Source organism: Paenibacillus lacisoli (genome assembly GCF_030580655.1).
In the GTDB taxonomy this organism is placed as follows: Bacteria; Bacillota; Bacilli; order Paenibacillales; family Paenibacillaceae; genus Paenibacillus; species Paenibacillus lacisoli.
The window spans coordinates 73,575-91,600 of record NZ_JAUQTB010000003.1; the positions used below are offsets into that span (position 1 = coordinate 73,575).

Consider the following 18,026-nt stretch of genomic DNA (forward strand, 5'->3'; position numbering starts at 1 on the left):
TTCTTCATGCTATTTCTCATGAAGAGTTCTTTCGCTTTTGTGGTGATAGGATGAACCGTACCATAAGTGACGGCGAAAAATGGGGGGGCCTGGCACTCACTTTTTGCTGATATTGTTCTCTCATTAATAGAAATCTGCGCGTGTTTCAATACGTGAACGAATCAAGTGCTTATTTTTGGAGCGAGGCATTATATCGGTGAGTGTATACAAACCATATAATGCTTGCTGTTAATATTGCCGACGAAATCAAAGCTGTAAGAAAACTATATGTTTGCCAAATAAGTATCGTTGACCAATCTAATGCACAGCACATTGTACACTGGACAATCGTAGCAATCAGCAAAATAGCTGTTACGATTATTCGCTTTTTTGTCATTGGCTGCCGCTCATACGTTTTCCTTCTGCGTAAACCTAAGAGAAAAAATAGAACAGCCAATAGGCAAAGAATAATTGTGGTAGACGACAAAATGATATCCAAAAGCTGTGTGCCGCTTATTCCATATGACTGCGTCAGATTGCCGTCTAATATATCTACAATTTTTAGTACCATGCTTCTATTGATGTTTGCGCCATTGGTCAGCAAGCAGACGGCTGTACGTTCATTTGGCAGTATGATCACCTCGGTTCCAAAATTGGGATTGCTCCCTGGGTGCTCTATAATCGTTTGGTTGGCGTTTACAAACCAGCCCGCCGCATAATACATTTCATTGACAGCCGGAACAGATATATCACCCTGATGTGATTTTTCGATAACCGTATGGAATATTTCAGGTATGTCCTGCATAATACCCATCTGTATGCCCATCCAACGCGCCATATCTTTTGTAGAAGAAATGATGTAGCCTGCGGGTTTATTCCCGGAATAATCGGGCCCATTATATGGTGTTGTCATAAAAAAAGAAGAACGGTAGCCCTGGGCCAACTGTCCGGTGGCTTGAGCATCTTCTTTATAAACATACGTCTGGTGAAGACCCAACGGCTGAAATAACTTTTCCCTTATAAAGTCTTCATAGCTTTGTCCCGACACAATCTCAATAACCAGGCCTAATACGTCATAATTAACAGTTCCGTAATGATACTGCTCACCAGGATTGAACGACAATTCAGAATCTACGAGCATTTCTACGGTTTTTTGCAACATATCCGGCGTATTGCCTTGTGGAATGTTTTGACTGTGACTGCCATTTGTTAAGCCACTAGTATGGTGTAAAAAGTTATTGAGTGAAATGCTTTGCATATCAACGGGTTTCCCCTGATACTGTAACGTAAACCACGGCAAATATTTCTGGATAGGGTCTGACATTGACAGCAGTCCTTGTTCTTCCATCAACAGAATACCCATGCCGGTAAAAGCTTTACTTACTGAAGCCAGCTCATATAGAGTATTTTCACTTGCCACTAGTCCCTTTTCACGATCTGCGTACCCGGAAGAAAAGAAGAGCACTTCATTGTTCGCAAGTATTGAAATTGATATTCCCGGTACACCTGATCTACGGCTTGCATCATCCAACAATTTTTGTATTGAATCAGATTGCGAATCTGATAATGCATAACTTGGTGTTGCGAATCGGGTGAACAGTATAAGTAGTGCAATCATAAAGACAATAATTTTTTTCATAGTCTCTCCATTCTGAAAAAACTCCCGTACGGAAAATATAAATAATCCGCAGACGCCTTATTCCTCTAAATTGCAAAATCTTATTGTATGTAAAGAATCATACGATATAAAAAATGGGATCTCTATCATAATCTTCTACTTACTACGAACTATTTTGCCAGGAACACAAAAGCATTTTGAGGCGATTTATGGACGAGTTCTTTTAATAGGAATTAAGTTCGCACTGTAGATGATATGGCGAACCGTATCACAAGGAAGGGCAAGTTTTTTATTGTACTACACACCGATTAGGTTTGAATAGCAGACTCATTCTTTAGAGTAGGACGTAACCCCCTTTGAATAGAGGTTGTCCACTAACTTGAAAAACTCTTTTGACGATAAATCCTTTTGTCGCTGGAGCCAAAGACGAAATAAGGAAAGGGAGGTTGACAGGTAAAACTCAATCAAGTAAGGCGTTAAGGAAGGGTTTTGCGGAATATTTAATTTCAACCGATTTAGAGTGATTTCTTTTTTTAGGCGTTTTAAAAAACGGGGACTTCCATAATCACCTAAAAGGGCATTGAGAACCAAGAGATGTTCGTTTTTGTCCAGACAATGGAGCGCATCTTGAATCGTATGCATCGATGGCTCTTTATTCGCCACTTCTTCTTTTATGTCGTTCAATAGGTCATTCTCAACAGCTTCTAACAATTCGTAAATATCAGTAAAGTATTGATAAAAGGTGCTGCGGTTATATCCTGACTTATTCGCAATTTCCTGTACTGAAATTTTCTCGATTGGTTTTTGGCTATATAACTTACAAAAAACTTCAACAAAGGTTTGTCTTGTCTTCTCCGTTATTTGGGGTTGCTTTTTCATGTTTTCCTCCTACTAGCATCCAAGAATATCATCCGACAAATCATAAAAAACTGATGGTTGATCAATGAATAATGAAAATTTATACTCACATCATACAACATGTTGTCGGATGATTAAATAAGAGATGTTAATAAATAGGAGCGGTTTTAATGTCAAATAAACAAGGTCGAATTTTAATTTTTGGTGCAGGTGTCATCGGTAGCATGTACGCAATTAAGCTTATTGAAGCAGGGTTTGACGTTACCCTATTTGCACGTTCTAATAGATATAAATCATTAAGAGAAAATGGCCTGCGATATATGAAAAAAGGTACAGTTAGATCGATAAAAGTGAATGTCATTGATACACTCGAAAACGACGATGTATACGATTTTATTTTCGTTACCGTTCGTTATGATCGGTCTGAATCAGCGTTGTTAACGCTTAAAGATAATCAAAGCAAAAATATAGTTACGATGACTAGTAATTCAATGGGATTTTCTTCGTGGCTGGATATCGTAGGTGATAGACTTTTACCCGCTTTTCCGGGCTTCGGCGGACAGATTAAAGATGGAGTATTGCATGCTCGATTTCTACCAAAGATTATAGCGGCAGCTGCATTCGGAGAAATTAATGGTGTAGTGACAGAACGCATAGAAAAACTCGCAATCATATTTAAAACAGCAAAGCTTCCTTACGATATTAAAAAGGATATGCAAGCGTATCTAATCACACACTCCGTATCAGACATTGCCTTGTTGAGCTTTTTACAATCCGACAATAAGTTAATGGACAAAAAAACAGCCAAAACCAGAGATACGGCACGCAAAATAACAGTCACTTTAAAAGCGCATCTAAATGCAATACAAAAAGCTGGCGTTTCAATTGATCCACCAATGCTTAAAATGGTGCTTAAATTTCCAAACTTATTTTTGGATCTTTTCTTTATGACATGGCTACGAACTAAAACGGTTAGAGATATGATGTTGCCGGATTATACGAAAAATGCTAACAATGAGATTGTGCAGCTGAGTAATGATTTAATAAAATTTTTAAGTCAAAATGGTATCAAATCGGAAATACATATTCAGTGATTAGAACAGGCACATAATGGGGCTTTTGTTTGTAGCTTCCATCGGATGTGGGCTTGATTAAATAAACTGTTTCTTCAACGAAGATTGGTCGTTTTCTCATTAGATGTACTAGAATGTCCATCCCCACAAGGGATGGCCTAAAAAACTTGCCTTTAAAGATGCCGTAGTAAGCGAATTGTTAGGCACAGGGCATGAAGTGTTGGGGCTCGCTCGCTCGGAAGAGGCGGCCCAATCCCTTGCGCAAGCAGGGGCATCCGTCCTGCGCGGTTCTTTGGAAGATCTAGAGTGCCTTCGAAAAGGCGGAGAAGAATCCGATGGCGTCATTCATACCGCCTTTAACCACGACGACCTCTCGAATATGGAAGGCGCCGCACTGACGGATCTGCGAGTAGTTCAGGCTCTAGGTGAAGGGCTTGCCGGTACTGGCCGTCCGTTGGTCGTTACTTCTGTCATTGCCCATCTTGCACCCGGTCGAATCGGAACGGAGGAAGACGCTCCGGACGTCAATACTGCAGGCAAGCATCGCATCGCTTCCGAACAGGAGGCGCTGTCCTTGGCAGTTGGAGGCGTATGCGTATCCGCGCTGAGGCTCCCGCCTGCGGTACACGGCGATGACGATCGCATCGGTTTTGTCCCGGCGCTGATTCGCGTCGCTCGCCGAACGGGCGTCTCGGCATACGTGGGAGAGGGATCGAACCGTTGGGCCGCCGTGCACCGGAGGGACGCTGCGCGACTGTATCGGCTGGCACTGGAAGCTGCTCCTGCAGGCTCCATCTTTCATGCCGTCGGCGAGGAAGGAATACCTATACACGAGATTGCCGATGTCATCGGTCGCCGCCTCGATTTGCCTGTAATCAGCAAGCCGACCGAGGCCGCTTCCGGTCACTTCGGCTGGCTGGCGCATTTCGCTTCGCAGAACATCCAGGCTTCAAGCAAGCTGACTCAAGAGCGGCTTGGGTGGCAGCCAAAGCATGCAGATCTTTTGCTTGACCTGGAGGGAGAATACTACTTTAAAAATTAAGCTTGCGTCGACATAGCAGCTTTGCGAGTTATTAAACTTGAAAATGAAGGGCACCCAATTGGGTGCCTTTTGATTTCTGATGCCTCCCGCAGAAGGCGGATATTTTTACAACTTGTCGCTCGATCCCATTGCGCCTTGTTCGCTTCTCCAGTTAGCTCGACAGCCCGTTCATACTGTTTCAGCTGGACAACGACCTGGCCTTCGCTCTCTGCGGGCTGCTGATGCTGGTTAGATGTGGCTCGCTGCGTTCGGTTTCAAGCGGGTGAATGTATACGGCTGCTGCATTTCTGCTGTTTGCCGGACTCTTTCTTGCGGCTATTGACGACGATCCGGGCATGCCCCGTGAAGAACAGTCGAATATTCAAAGAGGGTGTCCCCATAATAAATTGGAGACACCCTCTGAATAGGATAGAGACACGACGGTTGCCTCAGGTCCAAGCCCATTGGAACCCGTCGCGGTCCCAGGCAATTCTGCCTCCGTGGAGCTTGCGAAAGGCCTTCTTTACCTCTTTGGACAAAGATTCATTTCCATTCTCATTTATAAATACGAATTGCTCGCCAAAGTGGACTTTTACATATTCAATTGCATCGGTCTGGTATAGCTGCCCTTTAAACCTGATTTCTTTAACCATCCATTCCGCAACTTCCTGTGCGGTTACTTCCATGGAATCATGCTCCTTCCAGCTCGCTCTGCTCGCAGCTTGTTCCATTATACCATGATCCATCTGGAGCTTTCTCATCCTCTCGCTGGCCTAGAGAGGGTCTAGAGTCGTTGTCGTATTGCTTGGCGGGTTTAAATCCGCTGACTATCCGGTAGACTTGGCGTACACGGCTGCCGAAGTCCTGCTGTTTGCCGGACTTTTTCTGGCGGCTCCTGACGGCGATCCGGATGGGCAAATGCTTCCTTGGGCTGCCGAACTTCTGGTGCGCAAGCGCTGAGCGAGTATCCTCATTAACGCGGCCTGGTCTAAGCATTGAATTTGGCAGTAAACAGTGTTAATCTGAGGTGCAGCAGACTCCGTATTCATGTTCTGCAGTACCTCTAATCAACCCATTTCAGCTACCAAGAAAGGTAACACAATGATCAAAGTTGAACATTTATCCTTCTCGTTCCCGCAAAAAGAACTGTATACCGACGTTTCGTTCACACTCGAAGAAGGCCAGCACTGCGCCTTTATCGGAACAAGCGGCAGCGGGAAGAGCACGCTGATCGAGATCCTGATGGACCCGGAGAAGCATTTGTTCGACGGCAAGCTGGAGATCGATCCGAACTGCCGAATCGGGTACGTCAGTCAATTCTCGCAGGTGGACCCGGCGAAAGAAATGACCGTTTTTGAATATATTAGTGAAGAATTTACCAAGATTCAAGAAAAACTCAACGTGATTTATGCCGAAATGGCGACGACATCGGATATGGATTCGCTGATGGAGGTATATCAACTCACTCTGGACGCGTTGGAATCGATGGGCGGAGACGATTTCGAGAGCCGCATCCAGAAGCAGCTGAATCTGGCCAATCTCGGGAAGTTACAAGACGTTAGCGTAACCTCCTTAAGCGGCGGAGAATTCAAACTCATTCAAGTCATGAAGGAAATGCTGACGAATCCAGACTTGATGATCATGGACGAACCGGATGTATTCTTGGACTTCGAGAACCTGAATTCGCTCAAAAAATTGATCAACTCCCACAAAGGCATGCTGCTGGTCGTCACGCACAACCGCTATCTTCTAAACCATTGCTTCAACAAAATCATTCACCTGGAAAATATGGAAATTCAAGAGTTTGACGGAAGCTATATCGAATATCGTTTCTCGCTGCTTCAGACGAAGATCGAGCTGCAGGAGATTGCCGTCGCTGAAGCAGAAGAGATCGAGCGATACGATCACATCATCGACAACCTCAGAGCGATCGCGACTGTTAATTCAGAAGCATCCCGAGGCCGAGCGTTAAAAGCCCGAGTGAGGTTTCAGGAACGACTGGAAGCGCGCAGAATCAAAGCGCCGTTCGTCGAGATCAAGCAGCCGGATATCCGCTTCGGGATCGAGCATGAAATGGAAGACGCTGTTGTTGTAAAAGTCGATAACTATAGCGCGGCCTTCGACGAGCTGCTGTTGGAAAACGTAAACTTCGAGATCAAATCCACGGATAAAGTCGCGATCATCGGTCCGAACGGTACCGGGAAAACGACTTTGCTGCGGGACATTTTCCGGAATCATCATGAGTCGATTGAAGTCCATACGGATGCGAAAGTGGCTTACTTGTCTCAGCTTCAAGGCGAAACGCTGCAAGATTCGAATACGATTCTGCATGAATTCATCGACGCCGGATTCAAGACTTATGACGAGGTCAGGGCGTATCTGGCAAACTACGGCTTTGAAGGAGAGATCCTGGAGCAGAAGATCGAATCGTTGTCCGGCGGAGAAAAAAACATGCTCCAGTTGGCTAAAGTCGCGGCCAGTCAAGCCAACCTGCTGCTGCTTGACGAACCGACGAGCCATCTGGACATCTATACACAGATCGCGCTGGAAAAAGCCATCATCGACTATAAAGGTGCGATCGTTATGGTGTCGCACGATTTCTATTCCGTCGTGAACGGGATGGATTATGTGCTGATCGTTGACAATAAGACCATTCGAAAAATGAGTATGCGAAAATTCAGACAGATGATCTACGTAAGTCATTTCAATAAAGACTACTTGGAAGTTGAGCAAAAGAAAAAGTTGGTCGAAATGCAAATTGAATTGGCTTTGAAAGATACGAATTTCGAACTTGCCAAAGGATTGGTCGATGAGTTGGAAGGGATTATCAAGCAGCTGTCTGCGCTCTAGCATCAGCGACAGGCATAGACGATTTCGGGATGAATAGCCGAATACTCAGAAGTACTCAAAAGAGAGGAGCTCCGCTACAAGCGAAGCTCCTCTCTTTTTTCTTAACCTACGTGCGCCACAGCCCGAACCTCTACCCACTGTTCCGAAAATGCCAGATAAGTCACTCCGATCATGCTCCCCGCTGGCCGATGCTCCCCGACATACGTTTTGAACAGTTCGATCGCGGTTTCCCCGTGCTCCTGCGCATTCGTCAGATACAGCTCCACGTAAGCCAGATTATGCTTCGTCGCTCCGAACTCTTGTAACACGGTATCCAAATTCTCCAGCGTCTGCGTCATCTGCGCCCGAATATCGCCTGCTCCGACGAACTCGCCCTCCGCGTTATGGGAGAACTGTCCCGAGATATACAGCGTGCTGTCGACAAGGTATCCCTGTGAAATCCCATGATCCCAGAGATTATGGTTGTAAGTTCGAATGATCGTCATTGCGTTAGCCCCTTTACTCCAAAGTAAGGCTAGTATAAACTAGGCGAAAATAAAGGGATAGTACGCACAAAGAAGTGGGCTACTATCCGAAAGGATAGCGTGAACATGGGCATTTCTGATTTGAAGGGCAAGGAAACCGTGATCCAAGACACACCGTTCGGTTATACGATGTCCGTGATTGGCGGTAAGTGGAAGATGGCGATTCTGTATCTGCTGTCTGCCAAGCAGCCGGTTCGATTCAACGAAATGCAAAGACAGCTCGGAGCGGTGACGTACAAAGTTCTCAGCGCGCAGCTTAAGGAATTGGAGGCCGACGGGCTGGTGAAGCGCGTGGAGTATCCACAGATTCCGCCCAAAGTGGAGTATTCGCTGACACCCAGAGGGCAGACACTGCTGCCTGTGTTGGAGCAGCTGTGCGAGTGGGGAGCACAGAATCGGTGAGATTCACGGATTTTCGCAAGGAAACAACGGTGGCACAAGCTTTAATGGGTGTGTATCTAAGTGCAGCATTCATGTTAAATCAGTTTATAAAGGGGCATGCGCTATGTTTTTAAATAATCAAGAGCTTCACAAGGAATCGATGAAGTACCTCACAACTGCGCCGATTCGCCCAAATGACCCTAAGTTTATGAGCGCATTAGATGATGTCGTGTATGAGTTTTTAACAAAAGAAGAGGCAGACTTAATAGAAATCTTGTATTTTAATTCTAAGAATGCCGCATGGCGAAATAAGATTCTGAGAGGTCTCATTCAATGTAAGAAATTAGAGTTGAAAGATTTTTTTCAGGAAGCTTATAAAAAAGAACGATACTTAGATATGAGACTACTCACCATCCATGGACTGGCCCAATATGCTACCGAACAAGAGATAGACAAGGTCATCCATCACTTTCTAGAGCTCTTAATTAAAAGAGCAGAGACAATTCCTTATAACTACTATGAATATGAGTTTCTAAGGTCTGTTTTCGGATTTCCTCTTTTAATTAAAAAATACGGGTATTCCTGTTTCGAAAAGGTATATCAACAAGTCGAGAAACAATACCAGGATATGCCGGAAGCATTTAAGGGGCATTTGACCTTTGATGAAGAGGGGAAGCAAATTTCGTTGAGAACTCCAATGAAAGTAAAGCAAATGATAGATCGTTTTTATGAATCATGAAATCTTTGATAAGCTGACCTAGAAGTTGAAAAGCAGCGACAAGACAAATAGAACAATGATGAGGTCTGTTGAAAGGAGACTGGTGATGACTGTAAAGTTTACCCTGAATTATACGGATGGAGATTTCATTGAAAACATAGAAGTTCCAATTTATGAATCCTATTGCAAAGGAACCTCTTTTCAACTTTACCATTTAAATCGCAACCCTGTTATTACGGAACATAAAGAATTGTTCGTTATCAATGAATCAGGGATTGCCCCAGAGAGCTTGTTTAAAAGCGTTAAAGAATTTTGCGAAAAAATGCAAGAAGGAGGCTTGTAGAATGCCTTTGGACAATAAAATGAAAGTGTTAGTTGAGCGAACAAACAGTATTCTTTATTATGCCGAATCCAGCCTAGCGAAAGATCAGGGAGCAGGCTGGATCGGTGGAAATGCACCCGGCTTTTTTGATGATCAAGATGACTTTATCCATGAAGGTACCCAAAGATATGTTTTTTACTTGACCCTCATCCATCCCTTTAAACCGGAGAGTATGATTTCGATCTTCATCCCTGAGGATTATGAGGAGTACTTGAAAAACAATATATATCCTAATTGCTCGATCAAGGTGATGGAGCATCCGATTTCCACTGAAAGCACCAAACAGAGGTTTACTAACCCAGGTCTTATAAAACACATCATTTCAGATGGGGTACTAAGTAATGACGAGAAATCGATGGATCAGTCTTTTTTGATCAAAGTAGGTGGAAATCCGAGACTTATTCAAGATGAAGACTATTATTTTACGAAGCTGAGGGAAGAATCATTTTCCTTTTTATTGCAAGTCGATGAAGATGGTTACCCCGAAACGTTGGTTCAACCCGATTACAATTATCTTTTTGGTTTTGGATCACTCTATATCTTCGCTATTTTAGGCGCGGCCGAGATACAACACCCCGTAGCAGGTTTTTGGCAATTTTCATAATTTTACTCTATAGATATTACGATGAGCCGTATCACAATTGACGCGAGTTTTTTGGTAAAAGGTGACGAAGAGTAGAAAGGCTGCGTCGGACATAGAGAGAGGGCTGTGACAGGTTAGGAGCAAGTTGCCTGTTACAGCCCTTTCTTAATGGATTTTTATGGATCCCATTATATAGATGCCGGGCAAGATTGACGCGCAGCGCAAGCAATAATGTCCTCGGTCGAGCGAATTCTGCCAATACGCGGGAAGATGGTCTTAACTACGTGTTCATGTTCCTCCTCGCTGAAACCAGTCATGGCATCTGTCGCGAATATGACCTGATACCCATGGGCGAAGGCTTCACGCGCAGTGGTATCTACGCCGATACCAGAAGCAATGCCGCACAGCACGATCGTCGTGATACCCCGCCGGCGCAGCTGCAGATCCAAGTCTGTTCCGTAAAATGCTCCCCATTGGCGCTTGGTAATTAAATGGTCAGTGTCAGTGACTCCGATCTCGGGTACAATTTCGTCCCATCCAGGCACCAGATTGAGGGTTGGGGGAGCCTGATCCAGCAACGGACGAGGCATATCCATGAAGTCTTTCCTGGATACGCGAACAAGCCCAACGAATGCGCCTGCCTTACGGAATGCTTGAACCATAGTGGCGGCGCGGGTGACGACCTGTTCTGCCGAGTGGGGGGCATACTGGGTTCCAAGCCACTTTTGCAAGTCGATTACGATTAATGCCGTCTTAGGAAATTGAAACAAAAGTTCCTCCAAGATTAATCACACTCCAACTAAGAAAATGAGTTTGTTTCAATGTGACCTGAAGTTTAATTTTTTGAAAATAAGGTCAATTGACTCTATGTTCACAATTTTGTACTATGAGTTTAAAGTTGTCAAGTGGGGGATACGTGAGGATGAGTGTAACCAAACAGGATATAATTCGTTCGGCTTCTAAGATGTTTAAAGAAAAAGGGTTTCTGGCGACCTCAATTCAGGAAATTGCTCAGGACTGTTCTATTGCAAAGGGCTCCGTGTACAAATATTTTCCGTCCAAAGAGGACTTATTGTGCGCGGTTTTCGACGAGTGCCAGACGGTTTATTTTGACCGGGCGGAGCACCTGAAACAAACCGGGACGGGCACTCCCAAGGAGCGGCTCGTCAATCAAATTGTATTTCGCTTTCAGTATTTTATTGAATACCGTCACATTATGGTTGACTTCGTAGATCTTCCTATTACGCAGTACACAACTTTCCGTTCACTAAGGAATCATGTTCGCGCCCGTATGATGGAGTGGCATAGATCTTGGCTGCTTGAAGTTTATGGTGAGAGAATCGAATCGTTTCTCTGGGATCTAGTTTTTATATACCGCGCGATCCTGAAGGACTATCTGCAGCGCATCATCTTCGAGGCGAAGCTGCTGTCGATAGAGGATACGGCTTGGTTCATCGTCGATAAAATGGATGCGCTAGTCGAACATATGTCTAGGTCAGGTTCGAAGGGGCTGCTTGGACAAAGTGCCTTCACAAAATTTGTTCATTCCGATTCAAAGGACTGGAATAACGAAAAAGAAAGAATGATCGAAGAATTGTTCAGTAGAGTGACCGAGCTGCTTGAGGCTTGGCCCGGCGGGCTCGCCCGGGGGAGGGAGCTGCAGGAGATTGTTCAATTGCTGGGGACAGAGATTGCTCAGACTCAGCCCAAGAAATCGCTCATTCAGGCACTTTGCGCGTACTTAGAGCAAGAACAGGAGCTGAGAAGTCCGGTCATTCAGTTAAAGCAAATTGTCCTGGAAGAGTAAGGAAGGCTTATCTTGATATTTTTGAATCATTCAATTTAATCGTAAGGATGACTTACATATGAGAATTTTATTAGTTGAAGATGATAAAACGATTGCGTCGGGACTGGAATATTCGCTGCAGCAGGATGGGTATTGGACCGTTATCTGCCATGATGTCGCTTCAGCCCGAAAGGTGCTCGCCGAAGACATCGACCAGTTCACTTTATGCCTGTTCGATTTACAGCTTCCAGACGGATCCGGCTATGAATTATGCAAGATGGTGAAGGAGCGGCGGGATATTCCGGTCATCTTCTTAACAGTGATCGATGATGAGGTCAATGTCGTGATGGGGCTTGATATGGGGGCCGACGATTACATTACCAAACCTTTTCGGGTTCGTGAGCTTCTCTCGCGGATCAAGTCCGTTTTACGGAGATACCAGAAGCTGTCCCACACCGGAGCGATCATCGACATCGACAACGTGCGAATCCATACGCTGGAAGGCAAAGTATATAAAAACGGTGTCGAAATTTCGCTAACTGCCTTGGAATACCGCCTATTGCTGATCTTTGGCAGCCACGTTGGACAGGTCCTCACCAGGAATCAGCTCCTAGAGCAAATCTGGGACGTGGCCGGCGACTTCGTGAATGACAATACGTTAACGGTTTATATCAAAAGACTGAGGGAAAAGCTCGAAGACCATCCAGAGCAGCCGACTTTGATTAAAACGGTACGCGGTTTAGGTTATAAGGTTGGTGATTAGATGCTGCGCAATCGGGAAAATCAAATGTTATTACTCGTCATGGGCTTGATCAGCATATCGGCGACCGTCATTGCTGCTTTCATTTCGTCCGTCGCCGCAGCTCTCGTTTTTATTGTATCCATGCTGTTTATGGGCACGAGCCTGTTATTCACGAGATGGAGATACCGAGAGTTGGAGAAGCTCTCAGTCTATTTGCGGGACATCAGCAGCGGTAACCATTCCCTTGATGTTCGCGATAACCAGGAAGGCGAGCTAAGTATATTAAAGAATGATATTTACAAAGTAACGCTCATGCTATCCGAGCACAGGTCGCTATTGCAGCGGGACAAAATCCAACTAACAGATGCTATTTCCGATATTTCACATCAGCTCAAAACACCGATCACCTCCATGACGGTCATGGCTGATCTGCTAAGCGCCCCTGACCTTCCTCCGGCCAAAAGAACGGAGTTCACCCATCATATCCGCATCCAGCTTGAACGCATCGATTGGCTTGTTTCTTCCTTATTAAAGCTATCGAAAATGGATGCGAAGACTATCCCATTCAAAAAAGATCAAATACCCATGAAAAAACTTGTCCTAAAGGCATTAGAGCCGGTTATGATTCCGATGGATATTAAGGGACAGACGATTTCAATCACAGGTGATGAACATGTCTCTTTTATCGGTGATTTCAATTGGACTGCTGAAGCGGTCATCAACATTTTGAAAAATAGCGTGGAGCATACGCCTGAAGGCGGTGCGATAACCATTACATTCTCCGAAAACGCGTTATTTACGGAAATTGAAATCGCCGATAACGGAAAAGGCATTCTGAAAGAGGATTTGCCTTATATTTTCAAACGTTTCTACAAAGGAAAGAATGCTGGCGAAGGGAGTATCGGCATAGGGCTTGCGCTTGCTCAGAGCATCATTGCCAGCCAGAACGGCGTAATTGATGTGACGAGCGACAGTGAGAAGGGTACGCAGTTTCGGATTAAATTTTATAAGCACGTGATTTAGCGAGTACTCTCCGTAAGTGACTGAATTGTCACCTCCATCGTCACTGTAAAGTCATTTTAGACAGATAAAATGATATTTAACAGATGAACGATGGAGGTACGACATGCATTCGAAGCAGCAGCGTAAGATTATTTTTGTTATCACGATAGGCTACACCCTGTTTATTCTTTATTTTATGTTTTTCGCTTTCGGCAGAGTGGGCAAGGTAGACCAAATCTCTGAGTACACCTTTATGTTTTTGCCGGACAGTTTTTTTAGGGTACCCGATTTATCTGATCTTCTTCACCCGACACAGATGGATCTGGTTGGCTTTGGGAATATCGCCGCCTTCATCCCTTTTGGCATATTGTTTCCGTTGTTATATCGAACGAACTTTGTTCGCTTCATAACTTTATTTATTTTGTTCATTCTCGTGCTGGAGACGATTCAGGCACTAACTTTCCTCGGCAGCTTCGACACGAATGACGTCATACAGAATGCATTGGGCGCAGCTGTCGGATTCGGGGCGTACAAACTTGGCTTCCGCACGAAGAATAACTGGAAAAATATTTTGTATGCAGGCATTTCTAGTTTAATCCTTATGCTCGGGGTGTGTGGAATCCTTGGGGTGGTTGACCAAGCGTTCACCAAAGAAATGGGCCCTTTCGTAGCGATTAACGAATTGGAGGATAGCGCCGGAAATCCAACAGTGGGGACCAAACCAAAGCGTCTTACGATTGGCGGTCAAAACGTAGAACCCCAATATAATGTGTACAGCATCGAAGGCAAAAGCAAAAAAACGTACACGTATGCGTTAGGCAATAAGAAGGAGTTGTACCTCTCCTTGAATTACGGGGTTCCCGATTCAAAGGATCTTCAGGGCAGCATCAGGATTACCGCCGATAGTCATGAGTTTTTATTTGTAGAGAATCAAGGTCACGAGATGAATATGTCTGAAATTTTGATCCCACGCGCAAATGAACTTACGATAACTATTGAGGGGAACGTAACCCTCTGGGATGTTGGATTTAGAGAGATGGTATATACCTGGAATTGAGGGTTTAGGAAGGGGGGGATGACAATGGAAATTTTAAGAATTGAGCATTTGTCTAAACTATACGGCACAGGCGAATCGGCGGTGAAGGCGCTTGACGATGTTTCCTTTTCGGTCCAAAAGGGTGAATTCGTCGCGATTATCGGTCCGTCCGGATCAGGGAAATCAACGCTCCTTCATATGCTGGGCGGCGTGGATCGGCCGACTGGCGGGAAAGTTTATGTTCAGGATACGGACATGTATACCTTGAACGAAACGCAGCTGGCTATCTTCAGGCGCAGGCAAATCGGTCTGATCTACCAGTTTTTTAATCTGATACCCGTTCTGACCGTGGAAGAGAATATTACGCTGCCGCTCTTGTTGGATCAACAAAAGGTAGATCAAAAGCAATTAGCCGGCCTTGTGAATACGTTGAATTTGCAGTATCGATTACACCACCTGCCGAATCAGCTATCCGGCGGACAGCAGCAGCGTGTCTCGATCGGCAGGGCGCTCATCGGCAATCCTGCAATCATGCTGGCCGACGAACCGACCGGGAATCTGGACAGCAGGAATAGCAGCGAGATCATCGACTTATTAAAAATGCTGAATAAGACCTATCATCAGACACTGATCGTGATCACGCATGACGAACGGATCGCCCTGCAAGCCGACAGGATCATTTCGATTGAAGACGGGAGGATTGCCAAAGACGAGGTGATAAGGCGATGAATATTGTCAATACGTTAACCCTCCGGCATCTGAAGCAGAACAAGAGGCGAACGCTTGTAACTATGATTGGCGTCATCATTTCGGTGTCCATGGTGACCGCTGTCGCTACGCTTGTTTTTTCTTTTGCGGATGTAATGATCAGACAAACCATCGCCGATACAGGGGAGTGGCATATCCAATATCAAGATATAACCAAAGTACAGCTGGCGGCGATACAGGGCGATGATGCAGCCAAAACCGTTGCGATCACAAGGGACCTTGGTTATGCCCCTTTAGAAGGGGGACAAAATCCCAATAAGCCGTACTTGTTCATCAAGGAATATGATGCGCAAGGGTTCGCACAATTTCAGGTCAAACTAAGCAAGGGACGTCTTCCGCACACGGACAAGGAAGTTGTGATCTCCGAGCCCGTTGCAACGAATGCCAAAGTGAAGTACGAAATCGGCGACCATCTAAGGCTCCGCGTCGGCGAACGATTCGAACAAGGGGGGGATCAACCCCTGGATCAGACTGACCCGCTGCGCAGGAAAGACGGTACTTTAACCGAGACGTTACAGCATAGCATGATCAGGGATTATACGGTGGTAGGCTTCATTAAACGCCCCTTGTGGGAAACGACCTTTGCCCCGGGTTATACGATCATTAGCTATGTTGATGATCATACCATCGGGGGTAATGATCGAGTTAATGCATCGGTGGTCTTGCAGCACGTCAATCCGTTCTTGTTCGCGCATGCAGAGCGGCTGGCTGAGAATAACCAAATTAAAAACGTCCAGTATCATAACGATTTGCTTCATTATTATGGCTTGTCCAGCAGCGGCGCTGCATCCAGCATGATGTTCTCCCTATCGGCAATCATTATGGGGGTCATTATGATTGGTTCGGTTGCGCTCATCTATAACGCTTTTGCGATATCCGTCTCGGAACGTTTCCGCCATTTAGGGATGCTCGCGAGCGTGGGGGCTACGAAAAGGCAGAAGCGAAATTCCGTGTTTTTTGAAGGTATCATCATTGGCTTGATCAGCATTCCCATTGGCATCCTCTGCGGTCTTGCCGGAATCGGGATCACCTTTTGGTTCATGAACACGATGATTGAAGGGGCATTATGGACCAATGAAAAGCTGAAGCTCATCGTCACGCCGTTATCGCTCTTGATGGCTTGTCTTGTTTCGATGCTGACGATTTTGGTGTCGACGTATCTCCCGGCGATCAAGGCATCCAGGGTATCTGCTATGGACGCGATTCGCCAAACCACCGACGTAAAGCTTACGGCCAAAGCTGTGAAAACGTCGAAGATCATTCGCAAGCTCTTCGGGATCGAAGCGGAGATCGGACTGAAAAACTTAAAAAGGAACAAAAGAAGATATCATGCTATTCTTTTTTCGCTTGTCATCAGTATCGTTTTGTTTTTGACGGTATCATTTTTTACGACCGGCATGACACAATCCCTGGAACTGTCGCGGGAAGGCGCCAATTACGATATTGAAGTATCGTACAGCAATGGAAAAAGAACGGATGACCGGTTGATGCAATCGATTGTATCATTGGATGGCGTCACGGAATACAACGTAATTCACGAGTTAGATGGGAACGCTTGGGTCAATGCAGCGTACATCGCCAATGAATTGAAAGAGAAGGTTAAGCAGGATAAGAGTTTGCTGCAAGATGGGAAGTACCCTTACGGTATTAAAATTCATGCCTTGGATGATTCGAGTCTGCAAGCCTATGCCAGAGCGGTTGGCGCAGATTACGAACAGCTTACGGATCCGGATCATCCCGCTGCAATCGTGATGGATACGATTCATTACAAGGATATGGACACGGGGAAATATGTTCAGGCGAAGGCCATATATACGAATGTCGGTCAAAGTATCGAGCTGACGAGCTTCAATAAAGAGAATGGGGAAGAAACGAAGTCAAATAAAGTGATGGTTGCCGGATTGACGGGTCAAGCACCGATGGGGATGAACTCGATCGGCATAGGCGGGTTAAATATGGTCGTGTCAGAACGTGTTATGAATCGGCTGGCAGACGACGAGGACCTGGCTAACGCTTCGGCGTACCTCCATTTGACAAGCACGGAACCGATGAAAACGCAGCAGGAAATTGAAGAGATGAATGAGACCAATCTGAATGTCTACAATGTATATCAATCCAGGAAAAGCGAAGAACAACAGATTCTTCTGATGACCGTCTTTGCTTACGGTTTTATCGTACTAATCTCTGCGATTTCCGTTGCGAACATCTTTAATACGATCTCGACGGGACTGGCTCTTCGTAAACGGGAATTTGCGATGCTGAAATCCGTAGGCATGACGCCAAAAGGTTTTGCGAAAATGATGAACTATGAAAGTGTTTTTTATGGAATCAAGTCACTGTTGTTCGGGCTTCCCGTCAGTTTCGTCGTAATGGTTCTAATCTATAGAGCATTTGCGAAAAAATTCAGCTATGGGTTTACGCTACCCTGGATGAGCATTCTGTCGGTCATTGTTGGCGTATTTGTCATTGTCAGTTCCGCGATTGTTTATTCCGGCGCTAAAGTAAAAAAGGAGAATATTATTGATGCATTAAAGCAAGAGAATATATGATCGGTCACCGGCACGGTTCGTTTTCTTCTTTCGGCGGGGTTGGGTTGTTGTTAAATTGGAGGGAGTACGTGGAATTATCAAAGGAGGAGTGCCGGAGTAAGGGGTAGTTATTTCTAATAAAGCCGGATACTGAAATACCCATAGCCTCCTATATAG

Annotated in this window: 18 protein-coding genes and 1 pseudogene; 13 read left to right on the forward strand and 6 right to left on the reverse strand. The window is 45.2% G+C overall.

What is annotated here, in order from left to right; genetic code table 11:
- Nucleotides 1-169 precede the first annotated feature (169 nt).
- Both Q5741_RS07275 and Q5741_RS07280 read right to left on the reverse strand, forming a co-directional pair.
- Nucleotides 170-1,618: a serine hydrolase domain-containing protein gene (locus Q5741_RS07275; protein ID WP_305023418.1), complete on the reverse strand. Its 1,449-nt coding sequence runs from the start codon at nt 1,616-1,618 to the stop codon at nt 170-172.
- Nucleotides 1,619-1,924: 306 nt separating this feature from the next.
- Nucleotides 1,925-2,476 (reverse strand): TetR/AcrR family transcriptional regulator, encoded by a 552-nt coding sequence (locus Q5741_RS07280; protein ID WP_305023419.1) that lies wholly within the window; start codon nt 2,474-2,476, stop codon nt 1,925-1,927.
- Nucleotides 2,477-2,625: 149 nt separating this feature from the next.
- Here Q5741_RS07280 and Q5741_RS07285 point away from each other — a divergent pair, with 149 nt between their 5' ends.
- The gene (locus tag Q5741_RS07285) at nt 2,626-3,549 is read left to right on the forward strand and encodes a ketopantoate reductase family protein (RefSeq protein ID WP_305023420.1); all 924 of its coding nucleotides are present in this window, start codon (nt 2,626-2,628) and stop codon (nt 3,547-3,549) included.
- A gap of 172 nt (nt 3,550-3,721) precedes the next feature.
- Nucleotides 3,722-4,570, forward strand: a pseudogene (locus Q5741_RS07290) (SDR family oxidoreductase); the annotation flags it as partial.
- 428 nt (nt 4,571-4,998) lie between these two features.
- Here the strand turns inward: Q5741_RS07290 and Q5741_RS07295 are convergent.
- Complete coding sequence (locus Q5741_RS07295) at nt 4,999-5,235, reverse strand: DUF6953 family protein (protein ID WP_305023421.1); 237 nt, start codon at nt 5,233-5,235, stop codon at nt 4,999-5,001.
- Nucleotides 5,236-5,239: 4 nt separating this feature from the next.
- Nucleotides 5,240-5,545 carry a hypothetical protein gene (locus Q5741_RS07300; RefSeq protein ID WP_305023422.1) on the reverse strand — a complete coding sequence of 102 codons (306 nt, stop codon included), beginning with the start codon at nt 5,543-5,545 and terminating at the stop codon, nt 5,240-5,242.
- Between the two features lie 105 nt (nt 5,546-5,650).
- Between Q5741_RS07300 and Q5741_RS07305 the strand changes: the two genes are divergently transcribed.
- Nucleotides 5,651-7,399 carry an ABC-F family ATP-binding cassette domain-containing protein gene (locus Q5741_RS07305; protein WP_305023423.1) on the forward strand — a complete coding sequence of 583 codons (1,749 nt, stop codon included), beginning with the start codon at nt 5,651-5,653 and terminating at the stop codon, nt 7,397-7,399.
- Between the two features lie 101 nt (nt 7,400-7,500).
- Here the strand turns inward: Q5741_RS07305 and Q5741_RS07310 are convergent, their stop codons facing one another.
- Nucleotides 7,501-7,884 (reverse strand): RidA family protein, encoded by a 384-nt coding sequence (locus Q5741_RS07310; protein WP_305023424.1) that lies wholly within the window; start codon nt 7,882-7,884, stop codon nt 7,501-7,503.
- A 105-nt stretch (nt 7,885-7,989) separates the two neighbouring features.
- On the opposite strand from Q5741_RS07310, the gene Q5741_RS07315 reads away from it, so the two are divergent.
- From Q5741_RS07315 to Q5741_RS07330, 4 genes are all read left to right on the forward strand, one after another.
- The gene (locus Q5741_RS07315; protein ID WP_305023425.1) at nt 7,990-8,325 is read left to right on the forward strand and encodes a winged helix-turn-helix transcriptional regulator; all 336 of its coding nucleotides are present in this window, start codon (nt 7,990-7,992) and stop codon (nt 8,323-8,325) included.
- Between the two features lie 103 nt (nt 8,326-8,428).
- On the forward strand, nt 8,429-9,043 hold the full coding sequence (locus Q5741_RS07320; RefSeq protein ID WP_305023426.1) for a hypothetical protein: 615 nt from the start codon (nt 8,429-8,431) through the stop codon (nt 9,041-9,043).
- Between the two features lie 85 nt (nt 9,044-9,128).
- The gene (locus Q5741_RS07325; protein ID WP_305023427.1) at nt 9,129-9,365 is read left to right on the forward strand and encodes a hypothetical protein; all 237 of its coding nucleotides are present in this window, start codon (nt 9,129-9,131) and stop codon (nt 9,363-9,365) included.
- Nucleotide 9,366: 1 nt separating this feature from the next.
- Entirely contained in the window at nt 9,367-10,008 is a 642-nt protein-coding gene (locus tag Q5741_RS07330) for a hypothetical protein (RefSeq protein WP_305023428.1), read from the forward strand.
- Nucleotides 10,009-10,175: 167 nt separating this feature from the next.
- Here Q5741_RS07330 and Q5741_RS07335 read toward each other — a convergent pair whose 3' ends face one another.
- Nucleotides 10,176-10,769, reverse strand: coding sequence for an isochorismatase family protein (locus tag Q5741_RS07335; RefSeq protein ID WP_305023429.1), 594 nt, complete (start codon nt 10,767-10,769; stop codon nt 10,176-10,178).
- A 140-nt stretch (nt 10,770-10,909) separates the two neighbouring features.
- On the opposite strand from Q5741_RS07335, the gene Q5741_RS07340 reads away from it, so the two are divergent.
- The 6 genes from Q5741_RS07340 to Q5741_RS07365 all read left to right on the forward strand — a co-directional run bounded on the left by Q5741_RS07340 (nt 10,910) and on the right by Q5741_RS07365 (nt 17,870).
- On the forward strand, nt 10,910-11,794 hold the full coding sequence (locus Q5741_RS07340) for a TetR/AcrR family transcriptional regulator (RefSeq protein WP_305023430.1): 885 nt from the start codon (nt 10,910-10,912) through the stop codon (nt 11,792-11,794).
- 58 nt (nt 11,795-11,852) lie between these two features.
- Complete coding sequence (locus Q5741_RS07345) at nt 11,853-12,536, forward strand: response regulator transcription factor (protein WP_305023431.1); 684 nt, start codon at nt 11,853-11,855, stop codon at nt 12,534-12,536.
- The gene (locus Q5741_RS07350; protein WP_305023432.1) at nt 12,537-13,538 is read left to right on the forward strand and encodes an ATP-binding protein; all 1,002 of its coding nucleotides are present in this window, start codon (nt 12,537-12,539) and stop codon (nt 13,536-13,538) included. It abuts the gene before it with no gap.
- Nucleotides 13,539-13,641: 103 nt separating this feature from the next.
- Nucleotides 13,642-14,574 carry a VanZ family protein gene (locus Q5741_RS07355; protein ID WP_305023433.1) on the forward strand — a complete coding sequence of 311 codons (933 nt, stop codon included), beginning with the start codon at nt 13,642-13,644 and terminating at the stop codon, nt 14,572-14,574.
- 24 nt (nt 14,575-14,598) lie between these two features.
- Nucleotides 14,599-15,282: an ABC transporter ATP-binding protein gene (locus Q5741_RS07360; RefSeq protein WP_305023434.1), complete on the forward strand. Its 684-nt coding sequence runs from the start codon at nt 14,599-14,601 to the stop codon at nt 15,280-15,282.
- The gene (locus tag Q5741_RS07365) at nt 15,279-17,870 is read left to right on the forward strand and encodes an ABC transporter permease (RefSeq protein WP_305023435.1); all 2,592 of its coding nucleotides are present in this window, start codon (nt 15,279-15,281) and stop codon (nt 17,868-17,870) included. Before Q5741_RS07360 ends, Q5741_RS07365 begins: the two co-directional genes overlap by 4 nt.
- Nucleotides 17,871-18,026: the final 156 nt, after the last annotated feature.

Bases quoted from the DNA above. Each gene is read 5' to 3' on its own strand.
- Q5741_RS07320 (WP_305023426.1), top strand. From the start codon at position 8,429: ATGTTTTTAAATAATCAAGAGCTTCACAAGGAATCGATGAAGTACCTC.
- Q5741_RS07345 (WP_305023431.1), top strand. From the start codon at position 11,853: ATGAGAATTTTATTAGTTGAAGATGATAAAACGATTGCGTCGGGACTG.
- Q5741_RS07325 (WP_305023427.1), top strand. From the start codon at position 9,129: ATGACTGTAAAGTTTACCCTGAATTATACGGATGGAGATTTCATTGAA.
- Q5741_RS07295 (WP_305023421.1), bottom strand. From the start codon at position 5,235: ATGGAAGTAACCGCACAGGAAGTTGCGGAATGGATGGTTAAAGAAATC.
- Q5741_RS07280 (WP_305023419.1), bottom strand. From the start codon at position 2,476: ATGAAAAAGCAACCCCAAATAACGGAGAAGACAAGACAAACCTTTGTT.
- Q5741_RS07275 (WP_305023418.1), bottom strand. From the start codon at position 1,618: ATGAAAAAAATTATTGTCTTTATGATTGCACTACTTATACTGTTCACC.
- Q5741_RS07365 (WP_305023435.1), top strand. From the start codon at position 15,279: ATGAATATTGTCAATACGTTAACCCTCCGGCATCTGAAGCAGAACAAG.
- Q5741_RS07285 (WP_305023420.1), top strand. From the start codon at position 2,626: ATGTCAAATAAACAAGGTCGAATTTTAATTTTTGGTGCAGGTGTCATC.
- Q5741_RS07360 (WP_305023434.1), top strand. From the start codon at position 14,599: ATGGAAATTTTAAGAATTGAGCATTTGTCTAAACTATACGGCACAGGC.
- Q5741_RS07355 (WP_305023433.1), top strand. From the start codon at position 13,642: ATGCATTCGAAGCAGCAGCGTAAGATTATTTTTGTTATCACGATAGGC.
- Q5741_RS07305 (WP_305023423.1), top strand. From the start codon at position 5,651: ATGATCAAAGTTGAACATTTATCCTTCTCGTTCCCGCAAAAAGAACTG.
- Q5741_RS07330 (WP_305023428.1), top strand. From the start codon at position 9,367: ATGCCTTTGGACAATAAAATGAAAGTGTTAGTTGAGCGAACAAACAGT.
- Q5741_RS07340 (WP_305023430.1), top strand. From the start codon at position 10,910: ATGAGTGTAACCAAACAGGATATAATTCGTTCGGCTTCTAAGATGTTT.
- Q5741_RS07315 (WP_305023425.1), top strand. From the start codon at position 7,990: ATGGGCATTTCTGATTTGAAGGGCAAGGAAACCGTGATCCAAGACACA.
- Q5741_RS07310 (WP_305023424.1), bottom strand. From the start codon at position 7,884: ATGACGATCATTCGAACTTACAACCATAATCTCTGGGATCATGGGATT.
- Q5741_RS07350 (WP_305023432.1), top strand. From the start codon at position 12,537: ATGCTGCGCAATCGGGAAAATCAAATGTTATTACTCGTCATGGGCTTG.
- Q5741_RS07300 (WP_305023422.1), bottom strand. From the start codon at position 5,545: ATGCTTAGACCAGGCCGCGTTAATGAGGATACTCGCTCAGCGCTTGCG.